Source organism: Pseudomonas sp. 28 E 9 (assembly GCF_900004785.1).
In the GTDB taxonomy this organism is placed as follows: Bacteria; Pseudomonadota; Gammaproteobacteria; order Pseudomonadales; family Pseudomonadaceae; genus Aquipseudomonas; species Aquipseudomonas orientalis_A.
In genome coordinates, this window is the sequence record NZ_CVTK01000011.1 from 86,179 (window position 1) to 109,611 (window position 23,433).

Consider the following 23,433-nt stretch of genomic DNA (forward strand, 5'->3'; position numbering starts at 1 on the left):
GGCCTCAACCCATGCCCGACAATCAACGCCAGGTATTCCTGGACTCTCTGGTGAGCGGCAATGCCGCTCACTTGCCACTGGCGCCCGGGATCAAGGTCTGCGCGCTGCAGGTAGGAACGCGGCCGGGGCTGGCCCTGCAGGTGGCTTGCGAAGCCGTGCAGGCCGGGCAACTGCAGCGTGTGTTGGAGCGGCGTTTTGAGCAGGCACTGGCGTTCAATGGCTGTTTTGTCTACCTCGACGCCCAGGACGCCCTGGTAATCTGGCACGCGCTGCCCGCCACAAACAGCGCGCTCGACAGTATCCTCAGCCGGATGCTGTCACTGGCCAATCTGCAAGCCCTGGACAGGGTCTCAAACCGCTGATCAGCGCCGCTCAAGCTCCGGCAACTCAAGGGTTTCACGCTTGGCGTCATCATCCAGCTCGCGCAGGGTACGGTAGATGAGTGCCACCGCCTGCAAGGTTTCGCGGGGGATGCTTGCTCCCAGCTTTTTCGTGTAAAGCGTGCGGGCCAGCCATACGCACTGGATCACCGGAACGTCGGCTGCCTTGGCGCGCAGGATCAGCTTGCGGGCTTCGGTATCCGTGCCCTTGCTGACCAGCAAGGGCAGCGGGGTTTTACCCGGGCGGTAATACAGGGCGACAGCGAAGTGTGTCGGGTTGACCACCAGCATGTCGGACTCCTCCAGCTTGGGCAGCTTGACCTTCGGCTCCTCCTGCGCCAGTTGATAGGCCAGCGAACGCCGCTGGCCCTTGACGTGAGGGTCGCCCTCCATGTCCTTGTACTCTTTTACGACCTCCACCTGGGTCATACGCATGCGCTTGGCAAAAAAGTGCTTCACCAGCACCAGGTCGATGAGCGCCAGCACCAGCAACATGCCGAGGCACACATGCAACAGGTGGCGGAATAACGCAATCAACGCCAGGATGTAACTCTGCAGATCACTGTTGGCCAGGTTGATCAACGTACCCAATGAAGGGCGGATCACCACATACAGGATCAGCGAAATGAAGCAGGCCTTGGCGACACTCATCAACAGGTTCATCAACTGCTGGGCAGAGAACATCTGCTTGACCTGGCTGAGCGGATTGAGTCGATTGAAATCCAACTTCAAGGCCTCGGGCGCAAACAGCATGCCGAACTGCATCCAACTGCTGACCAGCTTCGTGGTAATCGCAACGCCGACCATCAACAGGGCGAATGAGAAAAACACCACCAGGCCTTCGAACAGGACTTCTTCCAACGTTCGCGTAAAGGGCTGAGACAGGCGCGACATCGGCAGCAGGATCAATTGCTGGAAACGTTGCAGGCTGGTCTCGGCGGTGAATAGAGCAATCTCGCTGATGGCCGTCAGCACCAGCAGCTTTGCAATATCCTGACTTTGCGCGACCTGGCCTTTCTTGCGTTGGTCGCGCAGCTTCTTGGCTGACGCCGGGTGTTTTTTTTCGCCCGAGTCGCTCATGACAACGGCGCCTTGAACAAAAATCCGAGCGAGTGTTTAAGGTCGCCCAGCAGGCCCATGCGTCCGACGATCAGGTCCTGCAGCAGCGCAAAGTAGAGCAGCAGGACACCGACGCCTGCCAGGCATTTGACCGGTGGCGCCAACGTACTGACTTGTAGCTGCTGACTGTAGACGCCCAAAAGCGCGATGCCGAATTCCAGTAACAGCAACACCGCGATGAAGGGGGCGGCATAGAGCATCATGTGCGTGAAGGTGTCGCCCAGCAGGTCGACAAACAGGCTCATGCCATTCGCCGCTGGCAGCGGGAACCACACGGTGGGAGGCCAGATAAGGTAGCTGTCCCAGATCAACTGGGTCAACGCGCCCAACCCCAGGGTAGTCATCAGCAGGAAGATCGCCAGTTGCTTGAATAAATGCCCCATCGGCGTGGCGTCCGGCCCCAGCGAAGGGTTGAGTTGGCCACCGGCCAAAGCGCCGCGCTGGTTGTCCAGCAACGCTCCCACCGCCTCGAACAACCAGAACGGCATGGACAGCAGTACCCCCAGCAACAATCCCAGGGCGACTTCCTTGAGCACCAGCCCGCCCAATACCAACGCCGAGTAATCCCGCCCTTCCAACGCCGCATGGATACCCGGCGCCGGCAGCAGCGCCATGACCATCACAATGGTGGCCCGAAGCCTGCCGCGTATATGTTGAAAACAGAACGCGGCCACAAAGATGGCGCAGGGATAAATACGCGCCATCCCGATGAGCAGGCTGGGCAGGTATTCAAGATACAACAGCACTGGCGATACCTCAGTTCAGGGCCGAGCGGCCGATCATGTCGAAGGTCAGATTAATCAGCTGGATCAGCTCCACGCCAATCCAGCGCCCGGTCATGATCAGCGTGATTCCCACCGCCACCAGTTTGATACCAAAAGGCAACGTCTGGTCCTGGACCTGCATCAGCGCCTGTACGAGCGACGTCATGACACCCACCACCACCGCCACAATCAACGGCGGTGCCGACAACACCACGACCAGCAACATGCCTTGCTTGAACAGTACGATCGGTTCCATAAGCCGCTCAGAGATAGGAAAGAAACAGGCTGTCCAGCAGGCGCGACCAACCGGACACCATAACGAACAACAGCAGTTTGAGCGGCAGTGAGATGGTCATCGGCGAGACCATTTGCATGCCGAGCGCGAGCAGCAGGTTGGAGACAATCAGGTCGATGACGATGAAGGGAATATAGATCAGGAAGCCGATCTCGAACCCCGCCTGCAGTTGCGACAGCACAAATGCCGGGATCACCAGGATCAGGTCTTCGCGCTGTACCTCTTGCGCCATTTTTGGAGGCCACAGGCGCGCCGTATTTTCCAGCAGATGCGTCAGCACGTCAGGGTCCACGTTACGCAGCATGAATGCGCGCAACGGCTGGATGGCCTCATGCCCTGTCTGTAGAAACATCGTCAAGCTGCTCGTGTCCAGAGGGGCGACCTTGACGGTCTCGGCGATGTCGAAACCGACCGGCGCCATGATGAACAGCGTGGCCGCCAGCGCGATGCCGTTGACGGCCATGCTCGGCGGCACCTGCTGAACGCCGATGGCATTGCGGGTGATCATCAACACAATGACGATCTTCAGGAACGATGTGCAGATGATCAACAGCATGGGCATCAGCGACAACGCGGCGACGAATACAGCCAGGACGAGGGGATCTATCCCCTGAAATGTCATCGCCCGAACATCACACGGGACAGTTGCAAACCCAGGCGCCCGTCGACTTCCACCAACTGGCCCTGGCCAATCGGCCGATCACCGTAATAGAGACCCGCCATCCCCGGCGCATAACCGGCAATGCCCAGCACCGCACCCGGCGCGAGGTTGCGCAACTCGCCCAGGGTCAGGTTCAGCGTGCCGCAGCGCACGTTCAGTGCCATGCTCAGCTCATCGAACGGTTCGTGGCCGAACACATCCACCACGGGCTCGCCCTCCTCGTCCCCAGGATAGTGGGGGGTTATGAATTCTTCGTCCACAGACGCTTCCTCGATTGAAGTAAGGGTCAGGCACAACGGCCCGCTGTTATCGTCGATGCATCCATGCAAACGCTGAGTACCCACCTGTAGGTAGCCATCTCCCTGGGCACGAAAAAACGTCTGCTCAAGCAGCACCACATCGCCGGCCCCCAGGCTGCGGGCTTGCTCAATAGGCAACTGCAAACGCCCGAGGGTCACCGCAATGACCAATGGAAACGCCGGCGGCAGCGGCCCGGCCGTGGTACGCCATGGCCCGGCGTCGCACAGCGCCAGGAAGCTTTCGGGGAGCAGCCACACATAGCCCTCGACCCGGGCCGCCCCCAGCGCCACAGTGAGTCGGCAGCCAAATGCCTTGGGCCGCGGGGCCTCCAGCAACCGCACATAACCCAGCAGCGCTCTTATCTGAGGGCTCAGGTGATGCTGGAACAGCGCCCAGAACCAGGAGTTCGGATCATTGCCGGACGGGGCCAATGTCACCGGGCATTCACCCAACAGGCTGAGCAACGGCGCCGCTTCAGCGAGCGCCAGCACACCACACGAGGTTTCAAGGCACATGACCTCGCCTGTCGCGGGAGCACGGCCCGGTTCGAGTCTTAATTGCCCCCGTTGTCCGCCCACCTGAAACGGCAGGCAAAGGCCACGGCCCAGTTGATGACGCGCCGCAACCGTGTCGCTCTTGACCGAACGCAAACTCAGCGGCCGCATTATCATGCGCAGCCGACAGTGGACAGGTGCAGGCTGACCGGTTGCCCCAGCGCCGCTGCGAGCTGATCTTCACAGGGTTTGCGCACGCCGCTGAGCCAACGCGCCGTCGCATCCTCCTGCGCCTCCAGGTCGATACTCCAGGCGCCCTGTTCGCGGCGCACGCGGGCGTTGATTCGTCCCAGACGAGGCAAATACAACGTGGCTTGAAGCGGCCACTGCGAGACGGCTTGCATACGAGGCGTCAGTTGTTCGGTGAGCGCCTCGATCATGGCCGCACTGCCTGAACGCTGCGTCGCCGACCGTGAGGCCTTCGCACCAGCACCCTCACCGTCACCTGCATCAGTCCACAGCTGAGCAAACAACCGCGTCAACTCCGCAGGCGCCACGCCTACGGTTCCAGACTCACGGTCCTCTCGTGTTTCACGCAGGCGTGGACGCTCAGCGGGTTTATCAGAAACCTGGGTCATGTCGGCTCCTGCACCAGTAAAAGGGATAATTCCTGGAGCTTTTCAACCTGCCGCAGGCATTCAGTGACGTGTTTCTGGGCACTGCCGACGCTGGCTTGCTTTTCTTCGCGCTGCCCCCTCAATGCCTCTAGCTGCCCCATTTCGCGCTGGGTATTGGCAGACAATGAACGCTCCTGTCTTCCCCAGGATTTCAGGGCCTGCAAGGTAATAACCTGCCCCTGGTGCTGGTTGAGCAATTGAGCACTCTGCTGCGCCTCCTCCTGCCGGGTTCGCTCAAGCGCATCCTGAGCCTGCTGGATATGCGCAAGTAGAGCCTGCTGGGCCCGCTTCGCTTCACGCAGCGCACGCTCGGCCCGGTCAGCCCGGTGTCGGCGCAGGCGACGCAGCGTCTCGACTTCACCGAGCAGCACGTCAGAATGGGACATCGGCGGTCAGCTCCTTGAGGTGTCTCAGCGTGGTTTCCATCGGTGCGGGCTCACGCAAGTCCTGGCGCAAAAAACCATCGACAGCCTGGCGACTGTCCACGGCGAGGTCAGTCAGCGCATCGCTGCCAGGCTGGTATTCGCCCAGCTTGAGCATCAGTTCGATCTGCTGATAGGCCGACAGCAACCGTCGCAAGGCCGTACCCGCCTGGATATCCGCAGGCTCGGCGACGTTGCTCAGGATTCGCGAAAGGCTGGCCAGTACATCCACCGCCGGATAGTGCCCACGCTCGGCCAACTTACGGGACAGAACGATATGCCCGTCGAGGAGCGAGCGAACTTCGTCGGCTACCGGATCGTTCATGGAGTCCTGCTCGATCAGTACGGTATAGATCGCAGTGATCACACCCTCGCGGGTCAACCCGGCGCGCTCTACAAGGCGCGGCAACAGGCTGTACACCGAAGGCGGCAGGCCGCCGCGCCCGAGGGGTTCGCCGGCGGCCAGGCCGATTTCACGCTGGGCGCGGGCGAAACGGGTCAGGGAGTCAATCAGCAGTAATACCCGTTTGCCCTTGCGCCGAAAGCCTTCAGCCAACGCGGTGGCCGTAAAGGCTGCACGTGCCCGCTCCATGCTGGAACGATCGGACGTTGCACACACCAGTACCGCTTTGGCGCGCAGTTGCTCGTCGAGTTCATGATCGAGGAATTCACGCAGCTCCCGGCCCCGCTCGCCAATCAGGCCGAACACGATGACATCGCAATCAACGTTACGGGCGATCTCGGCCAATAGTGTGGTCTTGCCGCAGCCCGCCCCGGCGAACAGGCCTACACGCTGGCCTTCGCCCAGCGTCAGCAAGCCGTCGATCGAACGCACCCCGGTGGCGAGCGCGCGGTTGATGCGTGGTCGCTCGGTGGGCAACGGTGCCTCGCACAACACTGCGCTTGAGTCAGACACGTGCGTCTGGACAAACGCACTGACACCTTCTCCCGTGATCGGCCGGCCGAAACCATCCAGCACCTGTCCCAGCAATGCCGCGCTGACCTGCACCCGATGCGAGACCCCAAGACGCTCCACGCCGGCCCCCACCTGCACCCCTTCAAGGTTGCCCAAGGCACTGAGCACGGCGTCCTGTTGATCGAAACCGATGATCTCCGCCAGCATGTAGTCGCCTGGCTTCTTTTCCACCTGACACAAATCACCGATGCGCGCCTGAGGCAGCCGGCATTGCAGCAACATGCCATTTACGCGCTGGATTCGGCCCCGCATTGTTACAGGCGAGAAACTGGCCAACGAGCGCGCCTGGCGTTCCTGCCAGGCGTCGAGGCGCGCTTGCAACTGCGCGTTCACCAGCGCACCTCATAACGCTGTACGCCATCGAAGACCACCTTGCTGTTGTCGATCAGCACCAGGCGCAAGCCGTCCACTTCATCACCGACAAAAAGTCGGCTGCCCTCCTCCAGAACCACGTGACCATTGGGCCCGCCCACGATCTGCACAATTTTGAAGGGCAGGGCTCCATCCCGCACGCGCACACGACTGATCACCGGTACTGCGCTATCGAACTGCTCGCCGAAACGGCTGAGCATGCGCGCGACCAGATCCACATCGTCCTGTGAAACGTCCCCACTGAGCGCAACTTGCCCATTGATCACTTGCAAAGTGATCCGCTGGCTTAATTCCCGATCGTTGAGCATCTTCAACAACTGCTGGCGCACCTCGAACGGCGAGGCCAGTTCAGGCTTTTGAATCACCGGTGGCATCAGCGATGCCTGAGCATTGCGCTCTCCACTGAAAATAATGCCGACCGCCGCCATGAGCACGGCAAACGCGAGGGCCAGGCTGAGCAAACGCTTTTGTTGGGACGATGGAATCGATGACAGTTTCAACGCCAGCGGGGCCTGCCCCCCAGGCTCGGAAGACGGCGGTACAGCCACGGGCGCCGGAGGCCAGGGCTGATCGGCAAGGCTGACACACAAGCGAACGGAGCCGATCAAGAAGACCGTGTTCAGCGCCAGCTCGCCGATCTGCGCCAATACCTGCCCATCGCTGTCTTTGATGAGTCCGGCTTCGGCCTGCACCGACCAACGATCATTGGCCAAGCGCAAACGTGCGTGATGCTCGACGACCTCGGGATCGCTCAACAACAGATCAGCGTCCGGGTTGGCGCCCAGGCTCCACTGCTCGCCAAATAACGGCAGCGCGGCGCCCTGGTGCAAGCCATCCAGCACTCGCAGCTCGAACATCATGGGGCCACCCTCGGCGGGCATATCAATAAAGGGTTCATGCCACGGCCCCGCGCAGCAGCTCGTCCTGACCCAGGTCGAATCGGCCCAGGACCTTTACCTTGGAATTGCTCCCCAGCTCGGCGAACGACATCACCGGCACATGGTTGAATTCATCCAACAACAGCGCGCGCAAGGGACTGCGCAGGTCCTGGGCCACCAGCAGCACACTCTTGGTTTTCGGCCGTAGTGCAAACGCCTGGTTGAGCAGGCCGACCAGCGCAGCACTGCTGTCGTTATCGAGGGCGAAAAACACGCCGCTCTGGGTTTGGCGCAAGGCTTCGCGCAGGATGTTCTCGGTGTGCGGCGACAGCAGCCACGCGTGCAGGCCATCGGCCTCGCTGTACTGGTGAAAGATCTGCGACTTGAGCGCGATACGGGCGTAATCGGCCAGGGCATCCGGTTCGCGCTCATGCTGGCCGTACTCGATCAGCGATTCGACGATCAACCGTACGGCACGCAATGGCACGCCCTCGGCCGCCAGGCGCTGCAGCACTGAAGAAAAACGTGAAAGCGGCATGATGCGTTGCAGCTCCTGCACCAGTTCCGGCTGGTTGTGTTCAAGCCAGCTGAGGATCGACTTGCTTTCCTGGATGCCAAGAAACCGTGGCCCGCTAAGCAACATCGCCCGCTTCATGCGTTCGATGACCAGGCTGTGGGCACTGAAACGCTCGACCTGCGGATCGTCGAGCAACGGATCATCAGGGCTGAGCCACAGCCAATCGGCTTCGTCCCGTTCAGGCAGTCCTCTTTCGCCCCGGTCCGGAGGCTGCGCGAGGGCGGCGTACTCGACCGCGACACGGTCACTGAAGGTTGCCGTCACGACCGGGACTTCATGCACGCAAAAGCGCATCTCATCGACAGCCAGTGACTCACTGAACTCGGCTTCGAACGGCGGCAGCGTCAAGCCGATATTGGCAACCAGCGCATTTCGGGCCTGACGAATTTTTTGCACGATGTCGATGACCTCCGGGGCCCCGAACATCTGACTGTTGAATTGCAGCAGATACGGCCGTGACGGGTCGAAGCCACGCAAGTCTTCACTGCCGTTCTCTTCCGGACGCACCGCTTTCTCGTCCGCCGCCGCAGGGGCCTCCTCGCGCTGACGCTGGCGCATGAGGTAGTAGCCCAGGGCACCGGTCATCATCGAAATCAGAATGAACACCACGGTGGGCATGCCGGGGAGCGTGGCAAAGGCCAGCATGCCCACCGACGCGATCATCCAGCTCTTGGGCTCGCTGGTCATTTGCCGGGCAATTTCGGCGCCCATGTTGCTGACGCCCTTGCGCCCGTCCGGCGCCACGCGGGTGATGATCATGCCGGCCGTGAGGGAGATCAGCAGCGCGGGAATCTGCGCGATCAGGCCGTCACCGATGGTCAGCACCGAATACAGCGCGATCGACTCGCCTGCGCTCATGCCGTGCTGGAACATCCCGGTCGAGAAGCCCCCCAGCAGGTTGATGACCACGATGATCAAACCGGCAATGGCGTCGCCCTTGACGAACTTCATGGCCCCGTCCATAGCCCCGAACAACTGGCTTTCGCGCGATAGCTGCTCACGTTTGTCCCGCGCCTGTGCACCGTCGATCAGCCCGGCGCGCAAGTCACTGTCAATCGACATCTGCTTGCCCGGCATCGCATCCAGGCTGAAGCGGGCGGCCACTTCAGCGACCCGCTCCGACCCCTTGGTGATCACCAGGAAGTTGACGATGGTCAGGATCATGAAGATCACCAGGCCCACCGCCAGATTGCCGCCCACCACGAAATTACCGAACGCTTCCACAATGTCACCCGCGTCCTGCTCCAGCAGGATCAAGCGCGTGGTGGCAATCGATAACGCCAGGCGAAACATGGTGGTCAGCAGCAGGATCGATGGGAACGACGAGAACGCCAACGGCCCCGGCAGGTAGAGCGCCAGTACGATCAACAGGCAGGAAATACAGATATTCAACGCGATCAGGATATCCACCAGCCAGGTGGGCAACGGCACAATGAAGATAAACACGATGGCCATGACCACCACCGCGCCGAGCACTTCGGCACGCCGCGCCACCTTGAGCAGCACGCCATTGATCGACGACAGCAGTGTCACCCGTACGTCCTCGTCTCGCCGGGGAATTTCAGGGGGCCGCGTTCTTCGCGGGCCCACTCAAGCATCACGTCCTTGAAGGCTTTCACGGCGCTGGCCTGGGATTGAGCATCAAGCCACCAGGCCAGGGGCAGGGCCTTTATCTCCCTGGACAATTCGTTGAGTGAACGCAGCCGGGCACCAAGCAGCGTGCCGCCAAATTCACTGGCCAGCCTTTGCACCTCGGCCGAATCGATGCCGGTACTGGCGTAGCCCAGAAAACGCTGCAACAGATCCACCGCATTCTGTTCAACGTTAAGGCGCTGGATCAACGCCTCGCAGTTGCCCAGCACCGAGCGCAACTCGCGACACTCGCCCAACCCTTTGAGCAGGAGACGCAATTTTTCCGTGGGCACAGACTGTGTGTGGGCTGCGATGTCACCGTTCAGCGCCTGAGTCATCAGGCCGACGCCCCTGGAAAACTCCGTCGGGCCGTACATTTTCAACAGTGTTTGCAGCATCAACGCCAAGGATTGGCGCACGACCACAGAGGCGTAATAGAGCGCACGCACGTCCTGACGCTCCTGCGGGTCGGCGCTGGCTTGTTTCAATGCCAGGGCGATATTCAGACCTGCCTGGATCGGGCCGCCGAAATCACGCTTGAGCTCTCTGAGCGCGCCGCGTGCCAGGTCCTCTTCGATCCTCAATCCATTGGTCTTCGCTTCGCTGGCGATAAGCCCAAGCACCACGAAGGCACGAGCGGGATCACTGCCGGCAAGGCTGACCAGTTTTTCGACCGTGGGCTTGCGCAGCAACTCGAACCGAAGCCGGCGAACAATGGTTTCCAGCGTGGTTTGGCCAGGGTGACCCAGTTGTTCATATAGATGCACGAACTCCGCCACAGGCGAAACTTTCGCGCCAATGGATCGCAGGCCCAGGGCTTGCGCATTAAGTGTCACTTCTTCGGCGAAAATCTGCGCAATGTCATCCAGGGCCAGCGAACGGCTTGGCGCTTCGACAGTGCTGACACTGGGCTTGTCCAGGGATTGGATCTGCTGCACATCGTTGAAGGATTCGACTTTCATGGGCGGGCCAGAATGGGAAGTTTGTGTCCCTATGTGGCAAGCCGCTGCGGTCCAGTTCCATCAAAACGTTTCAAGCCGATGGGCATGAAAATACTTGCACATCCACATCGAACCTTTTGCAAGTTACGGCACAAACAGCTGTACGATCAAGAATATATATTTATATAAATCAACTAGTTATGTGTTTTTCCCGTTTGGCACAGCCAGTGCAAAAGGGGTTCCTATCGAAACCATTTCGATCGAGCCTTTCCGGAGGAAAAACAACATGAAAATACCTATTGGTGATCTCGCTCACCTCGTCGGCAGTTCGCCTCAGTTCATGGTTCAACTGACGGACGACCAGCAAAAGAAACTGCGACGTTTCATTCATAAACGCGTGCTCAACCCCGAAGACGCGGACGACCTGCTGCAACTGACCTACCTGGAAGCATGGCGCAACCGAGAACGCTTCAGCGGCCAGGCCACGCTCAGCACCTGGATGTGCGGGATCGCTCAGAATTTGATCCGCAACCACTTCAGGCGCATGTATGCCAAACCCGTGCATTGCGAGTTCGATGAATCGTTGTGGCATGGTCAGGAGGAACGCAACAGCCTGGATTGGGAATTTGAAGTCAACCGACGCCTGGAAAAAACCCTGAACGCCATCGACCACCTGCCGGTGGAAATGCGCAAGACGCTATACGCTTCGCTCGAAACCGATGGTAGCTATCAGGACACCGCCGATGCGCTGGACATTCCCATCGGCACCGTACGCTCACGCTTGTCACGGGCGCGCGAACAACTTAAACGCGTGACCCACAACCCGCCGCAGCCGTAAGCCCTCGCTATGAAAAACGTTGGGCGAAAAGGATATCTGCCCAACTCGACCGACGCTTTACGTAAGCGGCGGCAAAAGACCGCAGCCTGAAAAGCCCACCGCCGTTCACCCCGCCACTCGTCGCCATTTAGCCTGTTTTTCGTTAAACAGTTGAAAGCGTAGAAAAAAACTTAACAAAAGCCCTTGACGCATTCCCGTTCTACGCGAATAATGCGCGCCACTTGGCTACATAGCTCAGTTGGTTAGAGCATAGCATTCATAATGCTGGGGTCCGGGGTTCAAGTCCCTGTGTAGCCACCAAGTACCGGTTTACAGATGTCTACGTGAGTCTCTAAACCACCTCAAGAAGCCCGCCTCGTGCGGGCTTTCTTGTTTCTGGCTATATCTCCTTTTATCCCCCCATACCCTCCCTCCGTGTATCCTCGACAAATAATTGAACCGAGGGGATGCAAGTCCAAATGGAGCTATCTGAGATAAAACGCCGCCCCCTTTCCGATACCGCATTGGCCGGCCTAGAGCCTGATGCCAACGAGTATCGCGAGCTGGACGGGAGCGGCCTTTATTTCCCCCTGAATCCTGAGGGCCAAGAGTCCTGGCAGCTTCGCTACAAGAAGCCTGACGGCAAGTGGTCATGGCTTGGGCTTGGCGGTTACCCCGAGGTGAGCGGATCATTCGCCAGGCAGAAGCCTGCCGAATTGCGTACCGACGCCGCCGACGGCAAAAAAACCGATCGTTACCAAACAAGCCCGCAAGAAAGCAGAGAGGGATATCGCTGGCGAGACATTCGAGCCACTAGCACGAGAGTGGTACGCCTCACGTCTCACCAACTGGGATGCGGGCACCGCGAAGCGAATCATCTCCCACCTGGCGCGGCCAGTCTTCCCGGTGTTCGGAAAGCGTCCCTGGAAAAGGTTGAAGCATGACCTCCATAGAGAAGTGGCTAGATAGACTGAGGAACAAACAAGTACCTGCTACCTCATGGTCTGAACATCGACGCAACGAAGCCTTGGAACTACTCAAAAATGCCAAGAGTAAAGAGACCTGGGTAGAACTCAGCACCCACTACAACGGTTTTATTCGAGAAGTCGCAGTCAGGGAATTGTGCAGCCACCCTTCTCCCGAGGCGTTAGTGGCTTTGATAGATCGGCTGAATGATTGGGTTCCACAGGTTCGCGATTTGGCGTTAGTAGGCATGACTCACTATCTGTCGATCTCACAGACTAAAGCGTTGTTATTTGTGCTGGAGCCTCTTATGGCGCTGGCTGCGCGGCAGAGAGCCGATCATGGCCCCACGTTAATATCCGTGCGAGATGTACTACAGTCTCCCGACATCCAAGATGAGGTCTACGCAAATTTCCTTACTCGGCAAGGAAAAGCTGCGCGCTATCTGTTTGCGCTTTTGCTGGAAAAAAATACCGCCCCAGAAGCCCTTCTTCGTAGCGCCCTGGCTCATCGTGAGCTGACCGTAAGGCTAGCAGCCGTGTCTGCATGCCAGAAGCTGCCAGTTGCGCAAGCTTCGCCAATGCTGCTTGAAGCCCTGTCACAGCCAGGAGCCAAAGTGCGGGTCTGCGTACTACGAGCGCTGCTCCCGTTGCTCGACAATCCAAGCCAGCTTTTACGCCAGGCCTTGCTGGATGCATCGCCCTCGATCCGTAGCCTGGCACGCTTTGAGGCACCACGTAATAACGTCGACACACTGGCGGTGCTATCAGAACGGGTGAACCAAGATGTGCCCACAGGGAAACGTGATTGGCTCGGTGTTCTTGGCCTGGCAGCAGAGCTTAACGCCGAACTCGACGAGCGATGGCTGACAGAAGCGCTACGTTCTAGTTATTCCACCGTACGGCATGCGGCTGTGCGCCTGCTCGGGGATGACCAATTGCCCGAACTGTTTGAGGCGCTTGATGATCCGTCGGACAAGGTGTTTCGCGCGGCGGTGACGGCGCTAGACAAACAACCATGGAACTCCGTGGGCACGGGTTTGGGCGCAAAGTTAGATCAAGACTGGCATGAACTATCGACAGCCCGCCGCCAAGCGATACTTCAATTGAAACCGGGATGGCAGCAAGTGGCATATCTGCTGGACCGGCTGGATACAGAACCCGTTGTGAAGGCTTTCTGGCTTCGTCAAGTTGAGCAGTGGTGCGATCGTCAATATCAAATTGTCGACCCGGTGACGTCGAAAATTGAGAGAGGAGTGCTGGTGAAAAAGCTTCAAAGCTTGGCCGCGGGAGGCTTCATCCGCAGCGACATTGTCGCCCGCATTACTAGGTGACTGGGGTGTAAACGGTGTATTACCGCTCAACTCGTGACTCGATACCCACCAGGTTACAATCTATCACAGTGATCTCCGTCACCGAGTCGCCCGACGCCCGCCAAGCTTGACATTTGTTAACAGGGTAACGGGTTGGCCAACCTCCCTAGGGACTAACTTTTGCTAACAGTCCGCGAGCGCTCTCATCGACTCCAGGCCGATCCGATGTCAACATTTATCAACATCGCGCCAGGCCCGCACTCGATCCAATGTCAGGTTTTGTCAGGTTCTGGTGCGCGCTTTATGTCAAGTTTTGACAAGTTCTCGACCTGAAAAAAGGTTAAGTTTTGTTAAGTCGCCGGCGCTGACCAGATCGGGCGGTATCCACTCTGGTATCCACCGTAGAAGGTCGGTGTGCCCAGTCGAGCTAATGCTCAATGCGAAAGTCGAAGACGCTCAAGCTATTTTTTCTTGCTGAAGCGGACTTCAACGGCCTTTTAAAAAAGACCGTTTAGCCGCCTTTACTGAATTACCTTCCCCGTCTACGAGAGTACTCGGTGAGTCGCTGATACTGGGCTTCATGAGTCAGCAAAGGGCTTGTCTGCGCTATCGCATTGAGACACTGCTGCAGCTCACGTGGAGCCCACGGCTGATCATCAATTATTGCGTTTAGAAGTCGCAAGGCATCCATAGGAAAATGATTGCATAATCCTGACTCATATAATTGATGCACTACGTAGTGCGGATGTTCTATCGGGAGCAACCAATCCTGTACAGCCAAAAACGCACTCGAAAACTCAGGGCCCGCAGCAATACTTAATCTAACCAAAGACTCGGCTATACCACTGGTTGCGAGCGCTCGGTTTTTCGGCCAGATATGCTGCCAGAATGGCTGAACTCGATTCCTCCAGTAATCCTCGCGTTGATCAGCAGCACCTTCAAGCGCCTGCGAGAGTGCTTGGGCCGATTCTTGAAGCCCTTCTTGAGGTAAAGCACCGAAAGCGGCCCGAAACTCCTCCACCGTGTAGCCATCAATCTGCTCTAAGGCAGCGTAAGTCAAAAATGCAGCAAACTGTTGGGTGTGCTCACCCAAGTCAACATAATGATCTGCCGTTTCAAGAAAATATGGTTTGAATGCGACTAGTAGTGGACGATAAAGCCGAGGTGACCACAGGAAACCCTCCCACACGGCCTTGGCTTCTATTGGATTTGTAGCCCAGCTAAACAAGGGCAATAGGTACTGCTCAGTCCACGGGCGATCCACACGGAAGAGAGCAATTAAAGAGGCAGCTAACAACACGCGACCGTGACGGAATCGGTCGACCCTTACATCGCATAGCTGAGCGAAGATAGGCTCGATATCACTCGGAAGAAAATCACCATCATTCGGCCCACGCTTGAACCAGAAATTTATTATTGCCTGTGTGACGTGCCCCACGGGATGATTGATCGCTTCCGTAACGGGTTGGTTGAGTGGTGCGCCATTCTGCATCATGCCCGAGTCGGCCTCCAACGGCAGTGCCAATAACCGGCTGCATAACTCCAGAAAAATTAACTCATGTCGGCCAATAGCTTTGGAAATTTCTTGCAGCCAGCGGCCCAAGGCATGGGGAAGCTCCAAGAGAATCTCATCCGGCATTCCATGTACGATGGGTGCCGCATATCTCCACGACTGCTGCGCCCTTCGCTGTTCGCTCCAGACATATAGCGCCTCCTTCCAGCGTTCTGCAGGCCAAACTGCCGCTTCTGCTAAGTCACTCAGCGCGTAAAGGCTATTCAGCAAGTGTTTTCGACAGACTTCGCGCCAAGTATCTTCATGGCGGAAATGGTGTTCCGGAGCAGGTTGCTGAAGCCAACGCACTAGGTCTACCCGCTTACGCGGTGCAACTTCTAATTCTCGATGCTCGTCAAAGTCAGGATCTCCTGTTCCGCTCATCCAATGGGAGAACTCATCGCGCTCGTTTGTAGCCAATTCCCACTGAGGGTGGGCTATTGAAATCTCATCCAAACGTCCTAACGCCATGGGGCCCAACACCAGTCCGGAAAGCTTTAACTTGGAAAGATGGAGCCATACAGAGCGCTCGACCAAATGTTTCCATCTATCAGGGGTGAGGTCCTCTTTATACATTTCACGAGGAGGTCCCACCATAATTGCCTCCTCCAACCGGCCTTGTGCGGGATGCGTCAATAACTGGCCTTGCAACACAAGAAGACGCAAAACCTCCCGCTGGGTTTCAGGTGCCCACAACCACCATGCTTCGTCGGCCAACAGCCACTCTGTCCATTGCTCTGGAGCAATACAGCCACCCTGGCCGCCAGCGTAAAAAGCCAATCGTTTGAATGTGGGATAGGGAATTTCGAACCATCCCTGGGCAATACGCAGCGCGCGAAGGGCATCAGTTTTGCGCACTGCCAACCAAGAATCTCGCACAAGCTCGATTAAGGAAACCCACTCACGAAAGCCGCGGTTCTGACGATGCGGAATAATCGAGGGTAGGTCCCAATAAGAACGATCGCTGCGATCATCCGCCTCGCCCAATTCGCACAGTAGATCTAATGCATCACGCAGTAGTTGCTGAAAATCCTCTAACAACAACGGCAGCGCGGACGCCCAGTCATCACCCGAGAAGTCTTGAAATGTGGATTGAGCGTGATCCGTTGCCAGCACTATTTCCCAATCTACGATCTGTCGAAGGCGAGTGGGCTCGACGTTTACACTTGGCTCTTCATACCATCGAAATGGCTTCTTCAATGTAACCTTAGGCGCGAGTAGTTCTCGCAACTCCAAGCGCAGCGTTGCAGTCAGCCCGTCCCATTTCAAGCGATCTTTCCAACGATAAATGTCTAGCTCGCGCCAAGGCGACTTGACCCTTCCAGTGAGTAACAGACGCCAAAGCGTTCGCATTAAAGAACCTGGGATTCCGTTGGGCTCATGCTTGCGAATCTCGTCCAGCTCTGCCGATTTACCCTCACGCTCCAACCGAGCAAACTCATTTAGGCGATCTTCGATCAGAAACTGCAGACGCTCATGTAATTGCCCGCCTCGCTGGGCGATCCAAATAACGAGCTGGGGATCATTTAGGTGCCGCACTAACCAACGGGCAATATAAAACATCACCTCATCCCATTGAGACCCAGAAGGACCTCCAGAAACCAGCATCTGAGCTGGCGCAAGGGGGTATGGGGCTGGGCGGCGAACAAAACTGAAGCGCAGCTTTGCATCAACCTCGACACGCGGAGGAACGCCAAAACGGGACAGATCACCGTGTTGATATCGCTCCAAGGAAAAAGCATCGAGCAACCAATCAAGTGACGGAACTGGATTAAACATTGCAAACTGTCGAGCTGGCAGTCCGGACTTGTCGGACAAAGCCCATAGCATTCGACCAACAAAATCATCTTGGCGTGTGCTCGCAGATGGTCGAGCTAGGGCATGGTTTATGACTATCCGCTCTTTACCCGTAACACCATCACGGTAAGTTTCCGCCCAGGCCTGTAAGGTTTTATGCAGGGCCCAATGATCATGGCTATCGGCAATCACGTCGTAAAGGATCGGGGTAACGCCCTTAGCCTCCCACTCTACTTTCTTGAGATGTTCTTGCCCGGGCACGCAGTCTCCTAATGCCCAAGCCTGTGGCGTAATCTCCCCCAGCATTCGATCTGCAGCCAATGCATCCATCATGTAGCGCAAGACGGGATCATTGATGCTATATCCCACAAAGCAAACCACATAGTTTCGGAACAACTCGCTCACGAAGCGCGCAGCCCAACGCTCCGTGAGATATGCCAAACCAAAGTCACCGCTCGTCATCACTAAGCGATTTAAGGCCGTTTCATCTGCGTTTTTTGGTAGTAGGCCATGCAGATAAACGAGACCATTCCAGCGACTTTTTTTAGGAATAGGCAGCATCGGAGCAGCGTATGCTTGGAACCTCTGATGCGAGCGCTTTGCTGCGGTATCGAAAACGCGATCAAAGTTAGTTGTGACCAGTCGCAACGCTCCTTCGCGGCTCCGAGCCAACGTAAGCAAAGCTTCATGTGTCTCTGTCGCGCCTTTGCGACGAAGCTTAGGCTTAAGCACATTTGCTAGAGCTAGTCTTACCGCGAGGCGCTGTCCAGGCAGTCGTCGCTCTAGCAGATCTAGCGTTGCATCAAACTGACCTTGACTGAATACCTCTTTCTCAATGTCTGTAAGCGCCGTGCCGGTCAGCTTATAAATTTGCTCTACCAATCCCTTGAAGCCTGGCAGCCCCGCAGGATAAGAAATCCCAGCACCACAGAAAAAGACAACCCGACCTTCTTCATGAGCCTGCAATAGCTCCTCTGGGATGTCAGGACCATTAGTGACAAATTGCATTCCCTTGTCCTTTTAGTTTGCTTGATAGCACGACGCCATCTTGGCAAGGGTTTATTTAGCACAAAGTCTTGTCTTCGCCTATTGAACCTATGATTGCTAGAAAATCCGGGAATCTCCTGCACCACTGGACCAGCGTGATGCTCGTGCAACACCGTAAACAGCCCAGCAACGACGAAGGCTCGTCGCTTGGGTACGCGCACGGTTGCTACGCGTTCGGGTACGTACCAGTAGCACGTTCGCGCGGAGGTTCGCACTTTTGGTTCGCACCCTCTTACGCGAACCAGGTGCGAACCAGGCGGCCAGCCTGTTATGAAAAGTTATGGTTGCCAGGCACTGGTTTCCAGGGTTTTGTAGTGGTTTCCACTGAAAGTCGACTTATAAAAAGGACAAAGTCTACAATCAGGACGTGCCACACGGTAATCGAAGACCAACCTATCTCATTACGAATTTCTTTTACCTCGGACCTCGTATTGGTCACAGTTGCAAGCTGTATGCTGCCCATAGGATCGAAGGAGTGAAGTCTATGCACCCACGGCTCAAAGCACCTAGCACCCACCTACCTGAAAAATTCCATGCTGCATTTGAGCTATGTTTTGCAGCACATGACGTCATCGCTCAATTACTTGTATCTGGTATGGAGGCTGGGCTGTTCGTAAAAAATATTAAATTTCAAAATCACGAAGATAAAGCTTCCTTTGAGGAGGCAGATGACATCTTTGAATGGTTCAAAAGTAGCGGCCGATTGGAGGATAAGGTAGATGTACTAGTAAGCTTGGTTTTCCCTGCTGTTTTATCCGATATGTTGCACTGTATTTTTGAGGCGTTAGAGACCTCCCGCAAAGGCAAGCTTGCTATTTCCTACATGCTGCTTAGGAAGCCCTTGCAAGAAAGCCTTTATCTACTCGAATCGGTAATTGCAAATAAAGAAGATTTTGCCGAGAAGCTTTCTATAGATCCGCTGAAATTACGCCCGCAAAATGCTGGTGGCGTACCGGGGCATACCAAGCGCATTCAAAAGGTGCTAGAGATAATCGGCGAGCAGGATAAATTTGATGCCGAATATTTAGCAAAGCTTCGGTATGACAAATTGGAGCAAGATAGCTTTGACGGAATATGCAATAAGGCGATGCACTTATTCACAGAGCATCATGCATTAAGAACAGAGCCACATAACGTGAACTTTATATTTTCAGGGGAAGAAGAAATAGAAGGGCAGTGGTCATTTCTTTACAGCAGACTCCCCTACGTCCTCATATACGTGGCCTCACTGAGTGATTATATTTCCTTGCGGTATGCTGAAACACTGCCTTTATACATTGATGACATCAAGCGTAGGCTTACTGCCCTGTCGTTGATCAGCACATCTTCCACTGACGCTGAGTACATAACAGAGCAATGGAAAACTCTGATAGCCACGAACTATCACTGGCTGCTCGGACATTGCGACGAGAATGGATATCGAGCACCAGAGCCTAACGATCTAATCAAGATGGGATCTACAGGAGCATTCCCAGGAGAGACGAACAAAAGCGTCAAGGCTAGAGCCCGAATCTACGATAAAATTTCGGACGTAAACAAAACCCGCTCTTAGTAAGTCCGCTCCCATCAGCGAAGCTGAATCCTGACTCATATCTAAAATGAAAAACGCATATGGCACAACGCGCCCAGTGGGGGGTAAGAAGTTCTGTAATCGCCCTCGCCTACGAAGTATCCGTGCTACTGAACCCCCTGAAGGCCCCTAGGCGGATACCCCCTTATGTCCCGCTTACTTTTACCCGGCCTTTACCGAATCGCTGGCGAATGTGAGACAGGCATAAGACGGATTCGGCGAGCGTGGCCGTCTGAGGCTAACCCCGTGCGGATGCCGTCAAAGTTAAGGGTTTTTCCGTCTCATACCCCTGACGGATTCTGGACAGGCTCTGGACAGATGTGGAGGCCGCGGATCATCCAAGTCCGCCTAGGAACCAACGCGTGCGCCGGCTGGCGGCAGATCTGGGAGGCGACCGGATAGCTACCTCGTCCAGAATCGGGGAGAGCCGCGACGGTCATTTGCTTGACCAGTGGCCCAGAATCGAACCAGGCAAACGCCTCCAGAATCCTTGACCAGCCTTGACGCAACCTTGACGAAATTCTTGACAGGTCTTGACGGATTTATCTGGTGCCACCAGCAGTTGGATCGCTGAAAGCCACGCAGGACAAAGCTTTGCGGGCATTCGCGCAGATTGGCCAGCCTTAGCCTCGTCAAGAATTCTAGAGGTACCCGTCAAGGTAATTGCTCGATCAATATCAAGGCCCTGCTGGCGGGATGGGGTGGTGAAATACCGGGCCAGACAAACCCTTAGGGCCCCAGGCAATACTAGACAGGCACTAGACGGATTCCCGACGACAGAACAAGAGTCAATTGCCCGCAGCCCAAGCAATGCGCCGCTTCCAGCATCAAAGGTGGCATGCTGGCGCTAGATGCTCGTCTAGTATTTTCCGGGGCTTCCAGCGACCTGACAGCAGGTCGGAGCAGGTGGTGAACGAGTCGTTCACCCTGGAGCGGAAACCGGTCGGCCTGCCATCTTGGCCAGCCCCCGGATTCCAGGTAGCTGCTCACGTTCCGCTGGTAACATCTGCAGGTCATTTGCTGGCCCCGCCTCATTCCGGCGCCAGCATCAACCGCGCACCGAGGATAGAGCCGTGTCCGTTATTGACTGTGATTATCTACCCGCCGACAAGGTGGTGTTTCCGCCGGAACTGGCGCTGCTGATTGTCAGGAAGGCAAGCGCAATGGCCGCAGCATTCGAGGAGCAAGCGCTCGACCAACTCACCAAGGACGTCCGGCGGGCACTGTCACAAGGCGCAGATTCTCGACGGATCATCGTGGAAATGCGCCTGTAAGCGGCTGAGAGATCCAGTATCCGGGTAACTGCCCAATACCTGACATACCAGTATGGAAGACCAGGCGCCTTTTTTTAGCTGGAGGGATGAGACGAAGCCAGACCTCAGCCAATTAAGATTCAATCGCGAAAATCGGGTTCTACGTCCGTTAACTCACAGTCATAGCTTCCTTGAGCGATATCGATTTCAATTTGCCAGTCCTCGGGGTCGGAATCCCCTTGCACGCCTGAACAAGTCAGAAACGCTTGCACCTCAATTGTTGTAGATGCTTCAAAAGGTTCCGAGCCTACCGTTACCTCCTCCCGGTCAATTGAATCCCAAGCATAAAAATCAACACTGACCGCAGTTTCGACTGTAGCTTGTATTACGAGATCGATGACCCAAGTTGTCTTGTCATCACTAAGGGACCAGACCTCAGCCGATTCAATTTCATAGCTCGTAAGTACCGCTTCATAGACCTCCGCTTCTACCCGTGACACGGAACCACTTGAAACGTTTTCAGCACTCCAAGAGGCATTGGCAACATGCTGCGTGAGCGCATCTGTAACTTCTTGCCTTACCGATGCGCCATCCGTCTGGACTGCCGCAATAATCTTTTTCTCTACGGCCTGAGCGTGCTCATCGGTTGCGGCAAATAATGCGGCAAGCGCCTCAATCGATTTTACGCAATAGAGATAATCCGACTCATCTGCAAAGTCGCTCCACCCTTCGTCTCCGGACGCAACGATGCCCATCGTCTCCTCCCTCTGGGCATGGCCCTCAAGCAGAAGAAGCGAGGCCGCATCAGGAAACTCTGATTTCTTATCTTTTCGCTTAGCGAATGGAGGTTCGCCAGCAAAATAGAGATTGAACATTTGCATGACCAGTTCATCACCACGGACGGAAAGCACACCGCCGCCGCCGCAATTGGTCGCGTAATTCTCAACGACCTCTCGGAAAGCCTGCGAAGCCGCCTTCTCAACTTCTAAGCCTGCAAAAAGAGCATCAATTCCCTCTGTTGGCACTGAGGTCAGACGTTTTAGGTTCGCTGATGCGCCGTTGAAACTATCGACAGCCTCCATAACTTTCACCATTCGGTGAGCCACGATTTCTCGGACAACCACATCTGATAGGTACAAGGACATCGTGTCCGGAAGTTGCTTTGGTAGCTGCTTCAACGCGCCTTCAGCAAAATTATATCCAGCGCTTTGTATCAGATCGGTGTCCAGCGAAAAGAATGAAACCTCTCCCTCCCATAACTGAGCAGCCGTCGGCATTCCTTTTGGCATAGCTAAGCACTCCTTAATTGCTGCCGCCAGCATAGATCCAAACGATTGGAGCCACCATTGAGGGTGGATAAGAAAAGTCACTACCCCGCCCCGAGGTAGTGCCGGTAAGAAAGCTCGACTATATGCCAGTACCATAACTGAAAAGCGAGGATGTGGCCTGGTGGTCTAAATGACGTGATGACGAGTATCAGGCCTGCCGCCTGAGCGGGCTCATCAAAATGTCTTTACCGTTCGTCGGGGGACCAAGAACGAGCTTCGGCGGTTTTCTTAGCCTCAGTGAAACGGGCCAAAAACACCCCAGCAGACAGCGCCGTGTATCCCCATGTGTATCCCTTGAAAATAAAAAAAACATAAAACCAACAAAAACATAAATTTACGCTACTGGTTCAAATGTCTGTGTACCACCAAGTACTAAAAACGGCTTACCGAAAGGTAGGCCGTTTTTTTATGCCCGCAGGAAAGTCTCGCAAAGGTGCTTACACTCAAAAATACTTCCCATCTGTATTTTGACGCCCCCAGGAGCCGCTGTTAGTGTCCAACTCCCCCCACCACGGAGCGCTCCCGATGCAACTGGACATCTACCAAGTCGACGCCTTCAGCCAGCACGCCTTCGGCGGCAATCCCGCAGCGGTATGCCCGCTCACCGAGTGGCTGACGGACGAGCAACTGCAACACATCGCCGCTGAAAACAATCTGTCGGAAACCGCGTTCTTCGTACCCCGTGGTGACCTTTATGAACTGCGCTGGTTTACCCCGGAAGTCGAAGTGGACCTGTGTGGTCACGCCACCCTGGCAGCGGCGTGGGTGCTGATTCACAAGTTGCCGGACGCGCCCGCCGTGTTGCGCTTCGCCACGCGCAGCGGCGAGCTGCGGGTGACGCGCAATGGCGATGAACTGGCCATGGACTTCCCGGCCAGGCAACCCGAGCGCTGCGAGCCGCCAAGCGGAATGCTAAGTGCATTGGGGATCGAAAACGCCGAGGTGTTCGGCACCGATGACTATATCGTGCTGGTGGAAGATGAAGCACAAGTGGCGGCACTCGCGCCGGATTTCGCAAGGCTCAAGGGCCTGCCCAAACGCGGGATTGCCGTCACTGCCAGGAGCACACGTTTTGACTTTGTTTCGCGCTGGTTTGGCCCGAATGTGGGGGTCAATGAAGATCCGGTCACGGGTTCCGCGCATACGTCGCTGGCACCGTTCTGGGCCGAGCGCCTGGGCAAATCGCAATTGACCGCCGAGCAAGGCGGTACGCGCAAAGGTCAATTGCGCTGCGAGCTGCAGGGTGACCGGGTCATCATCTCCGGTAAAGCCGTGCTGTACATGCAGGGTGTGATTTATCTGTAAA

The 23,433-nt window shown here is 56.4% G+C and carries 19 protein-coding genes, 1 tRNA gene and 1 pseudogene; 8 read left to right on the plus strand and 13 right to left on the minus strand.

The window, feature by feature from the left end:
• The first annotated feature begins 11 nt into the window (after nt 1-11).
• Nucleotides 12-362, plus strand: coding sequence for a transcriptional regulator (locus BFQ00_RS01735; RefSeq protein WP_065888052.1), 351 nt, complete (start codon nt 12-14; stop codon nt 360-362).
• Here BFQ00_RS01735 and sctU read toward each other — a convergent pair whose 3' ends face one another.
• The 11 genes from sctU to BFQ00_RS01790 are packed head-to-tail and all read right to left on the minus strand — an operon-like array spanning nt 363 to nt 10,509.
• Nucleotides 363-1,460: a type III secretion system export apparatus subunit SctU gene (sctU, locus tag BFQ00_RS01740; RefSeq protein WP_065888053.1), complete on the minus strand. Its 1,098-nt coding sequence runs from the start codon at nt 1,458-1,460 to the stop codon at nt 363-365. It abuts the gene before it with no gap.
• Nucleotides 1,457-2,245, minus strand: a complete 789-nt coding sequence (sctT, locus tag BFQ00_RS01745; protein WP_065888054.1) for a type III secretion system export apparatus subunit SctT — start codon at nt 2,243-2,245, stop codon at nt 1,457-1,459. The genes sctU and sctT overlap by 4 nt, the downstream gene beginning before the upstream one ends.
• 10 nt (nt 2,246-2,255) lie before the next feature.
• Nucleotides 2,256-2,519, minus strand: a complete 264-nt coding sequence (gene sctS / locus BFQ00_RS01750) for a type III secretion system export apparatus subunit SctS (protein WP_065888055.1) — start codon at nt 2,517-2,519, stop codon at nt 2,256-2,258.
• 7 nt (nt 2,520-2,526) lie between these two features.
• The gene (gene sctR, locus BFQ00_RS01755) at nt 2,527-3,180 is read right to left on the minus strand and encodes a type III secretion system export apparatus subunit SctR (RefSeq protein ID WP_065896526.1); all 654 of its coding nucleotides are present in this window, start codon (nt 3,178-3,180) and stop codon (nt 2,527-2,529) included.
• Nucleotides 3,177-4,190 carry a FliM/FliN family flagellar motor switch protein gene (locus BFQ00_RS01760; RefSeq protein WP_065932447.1) on the minus strand — a complete coding sequence of 338 codons (1,014 nt, stop codon included), beginning with the start codon at nt 4,188-4,190 and terminating at the stop codon, nt 3,177-3,179. Before BFQ00_RS01760 ends, sctR begins: the two co-directional genes overlap by 4 nt.
• Entirely contained in the window at nt 4,187-4,651 is a 465-nt protein-coding gene (locus tag BFQ00_RS27530; protein ID WP_083208145.1) for a type III secretion system HrpP C-terminal domain-containing protein, read from the minus strand. The genes BFQ00_RS01760 and BFQ00_RS27530 overlap by 4 nt, the downstream gene beginning before the upstream one ends.
• The gene (locus BFQ00_RS01770) at nt 4,648-5,076 is read right to left on the minus strand and encodes a type III secretion system stalk subunit SctO (protein WP_065888059.1); all 429 of its coding nucleotides are present in this window, start codon (nt 5,074-5,076) and stop codon (nt 4,648-4,650) included. The genes BFQ00_RS27530 and BFQ00_RS01770 overlap by 4 nt, the downstream gene beginning before the upstream one ends.
• The gene (locus tag BFQ00_RS01775; protein WP_065932448.1) at nt 5,063-6,421 is read right to left on the minus strand and encodes a FliI/YscN family ATPase; all 1,359 of its coding nucleotides are present in this window, start codon (nt 6,419-6,421) and stop codon (nt 5,063-5,065) included. Before BFQ00_RS01775 ends, BFQ00_RS01770 begins: the two co-directional genes overlap by 14 nt.
• Nucleotides 6,418-7,317: an FHA domain-containing protein gene (locus BFQ00_RS01780; protein WP_170827525.1), complete on the minus strand. Its 900-nt coding sequence runs from the start codon at nt 7,315-7,317 to the stop codon at nt 6,418-6,420. The genes BFQ00_RS01775 and BFQ00_RS01780 overlap by 4 nt, the downstream gene beginning before the upstream one ends.
• Before the next feature lie 37 nt (nt 7,318-7,354).
• Complete coding sequence (gene sctV / locus BFQ00_RS01785) at nt 7,355-9,448, minus strand: type III secretion system export apparatus subunit SctV (RefSeq protein ID WP_065932449.1); 2,094 nt, start codon at nt 9,446-9,448, stop codon at nt 7,355-7,357.
• Nucleotides 9,445-10,509 carry an HrpJ domain-containing protein gene (locus tag BFQ00_RS01790; protein WP_065932450.1) on the minus strand — a complete coding sequence of 355 codons (1,065 nt, stop codon included), beginning with the start codon at nt 10,507-10,509 and terminating at the stop codon, nt 9,445-9,447. Before BFQ00_RS01790 ends, sctV begins: the two co-directional genes overlap by 4 nt.
• A 265-nt stretch (nt 10,510-10,774) precedes the next feature.
• Between BFQ00_RS01790 and BFQ00_RS01795 the strand changes: the two genes are divergently transcribed.
• From BFQ00_RS01795 to BFQ00_RS01810, 4 genes and pseudogenes are all read left to right on the plus strand, one after another.
• Nucleotides 10,775-11,326, plus strand: a complete 552-nt coding sequence (locus BFQ00_RS01795; RefSeq protein ID WP_065888063.1) for an RNA polymerase sigma factor — start codon at nt 10,775-10,777, stop codon at nt 11,324-11,326.
• A 223-nt stretch (nt 11,327-11,549) separates the two neighbouring features.
• A tRNA-Met gene (locus tag BFQ00_RS01800) sits at nt 11,550-11,626 on the plus strand.
• 158 nt (nt 11,627-11,784) lie between these two features.
• A pseudogene (locus BFQ00_RS01805) lies at nt 11,785-12,241 on the plus strand (integrase arm-type DNA-binding domain-containing protein); the annotation flags it as partial.
• 4 nt (nt 12,242-12,245) lie between these two features.
• Nucleotides 12,246-13,601 (plus strand): PBS lyase, encoded by a 1,356-nt coding sequence (locus BFQ00_RS01810; protein WP_065932451.1) that lies wholly within the window; start codon nt 12,246-12,248, stop codon nt 13,599-13,601.
• A 508-nt stretch (nt 13,602-14,109) separates the two neighbouring features.
• Here the strand turns inward: BFQ00_RS01810 and dsr1 are convergent.
• Entirely contained in the window at nt 14,110-17,937 is a 3,828-nt protein-coding gene (dsr1, locus tag BFQ00_RS01815) for an anti-phage defense-associated sirtuin Dsr1 (RefSeq protein WP_065932452.1), read from the minus strand.
• Nucleotides 17,938-18,460: 523 nt separating this feature from the next.
• Between dsr1 and BFQ00_RS01820 the strand changes: the two genes are divergently transcribed.
• On the plus strand, nt 18,461-19,528 hold the full coding sequence (locus BFQ00_RS01820) for a hypothetical protein (protein WP_065932453.1): 1,068 nt from the start codon (nt 18,461-18,463) through the stop codon (nt 19,526-19,528).
• A 1,091-nt stretch (nt 19,529-20,619) separates the two neighbouring features.
• Nucleotides 20,620-20,820, plus strand: a complete 201-nt coding sequence (locus BFQ00_RS01825) for a hypothetical protein (RefSeq protein ID WP_065932454.1) — start codon at nt 20,620-20,622, stop codon at nt 20,818-20,820.
• Nucleotides 20,821-20,939: 119 nt separating this feature from the next.
• On the opposite strand, the gene BFQ00_RS01830 is transcribed toward BFQ00_RS01825, so the two are convergent.
• Nucleotides 20,940-22,088, minus strand: a complete 1,149-nt coding sequence (locus BFQ00_RS01830; protein ID WP_065932455.1) for a PIN domain-containing protein — start codon at nt 22,086-22,088, stop codon at nt 20,940-20,942.
• A gap of 564 nt (nt 22,089-22,652) precedes the next feature.
• Here BFQ00_RS01830 and BFQ00_RS01835 point away from each other — a divergent pair.
• The gene (locus BFQ00_RS01835; protein ID WP_065896600.1) at nt 22,653-23,432 is read left to right on the plus strand and encodes a PhzF family phenazine biosynthesis protein; all 780 of its coding nucleotides are present in this window, start codon (nt 22,653-22,655) and stop codon (nt 23,430-23,432) included.
• The last annotated feature ends 1 nt before the right edge of the window (nt 23,433 follow it).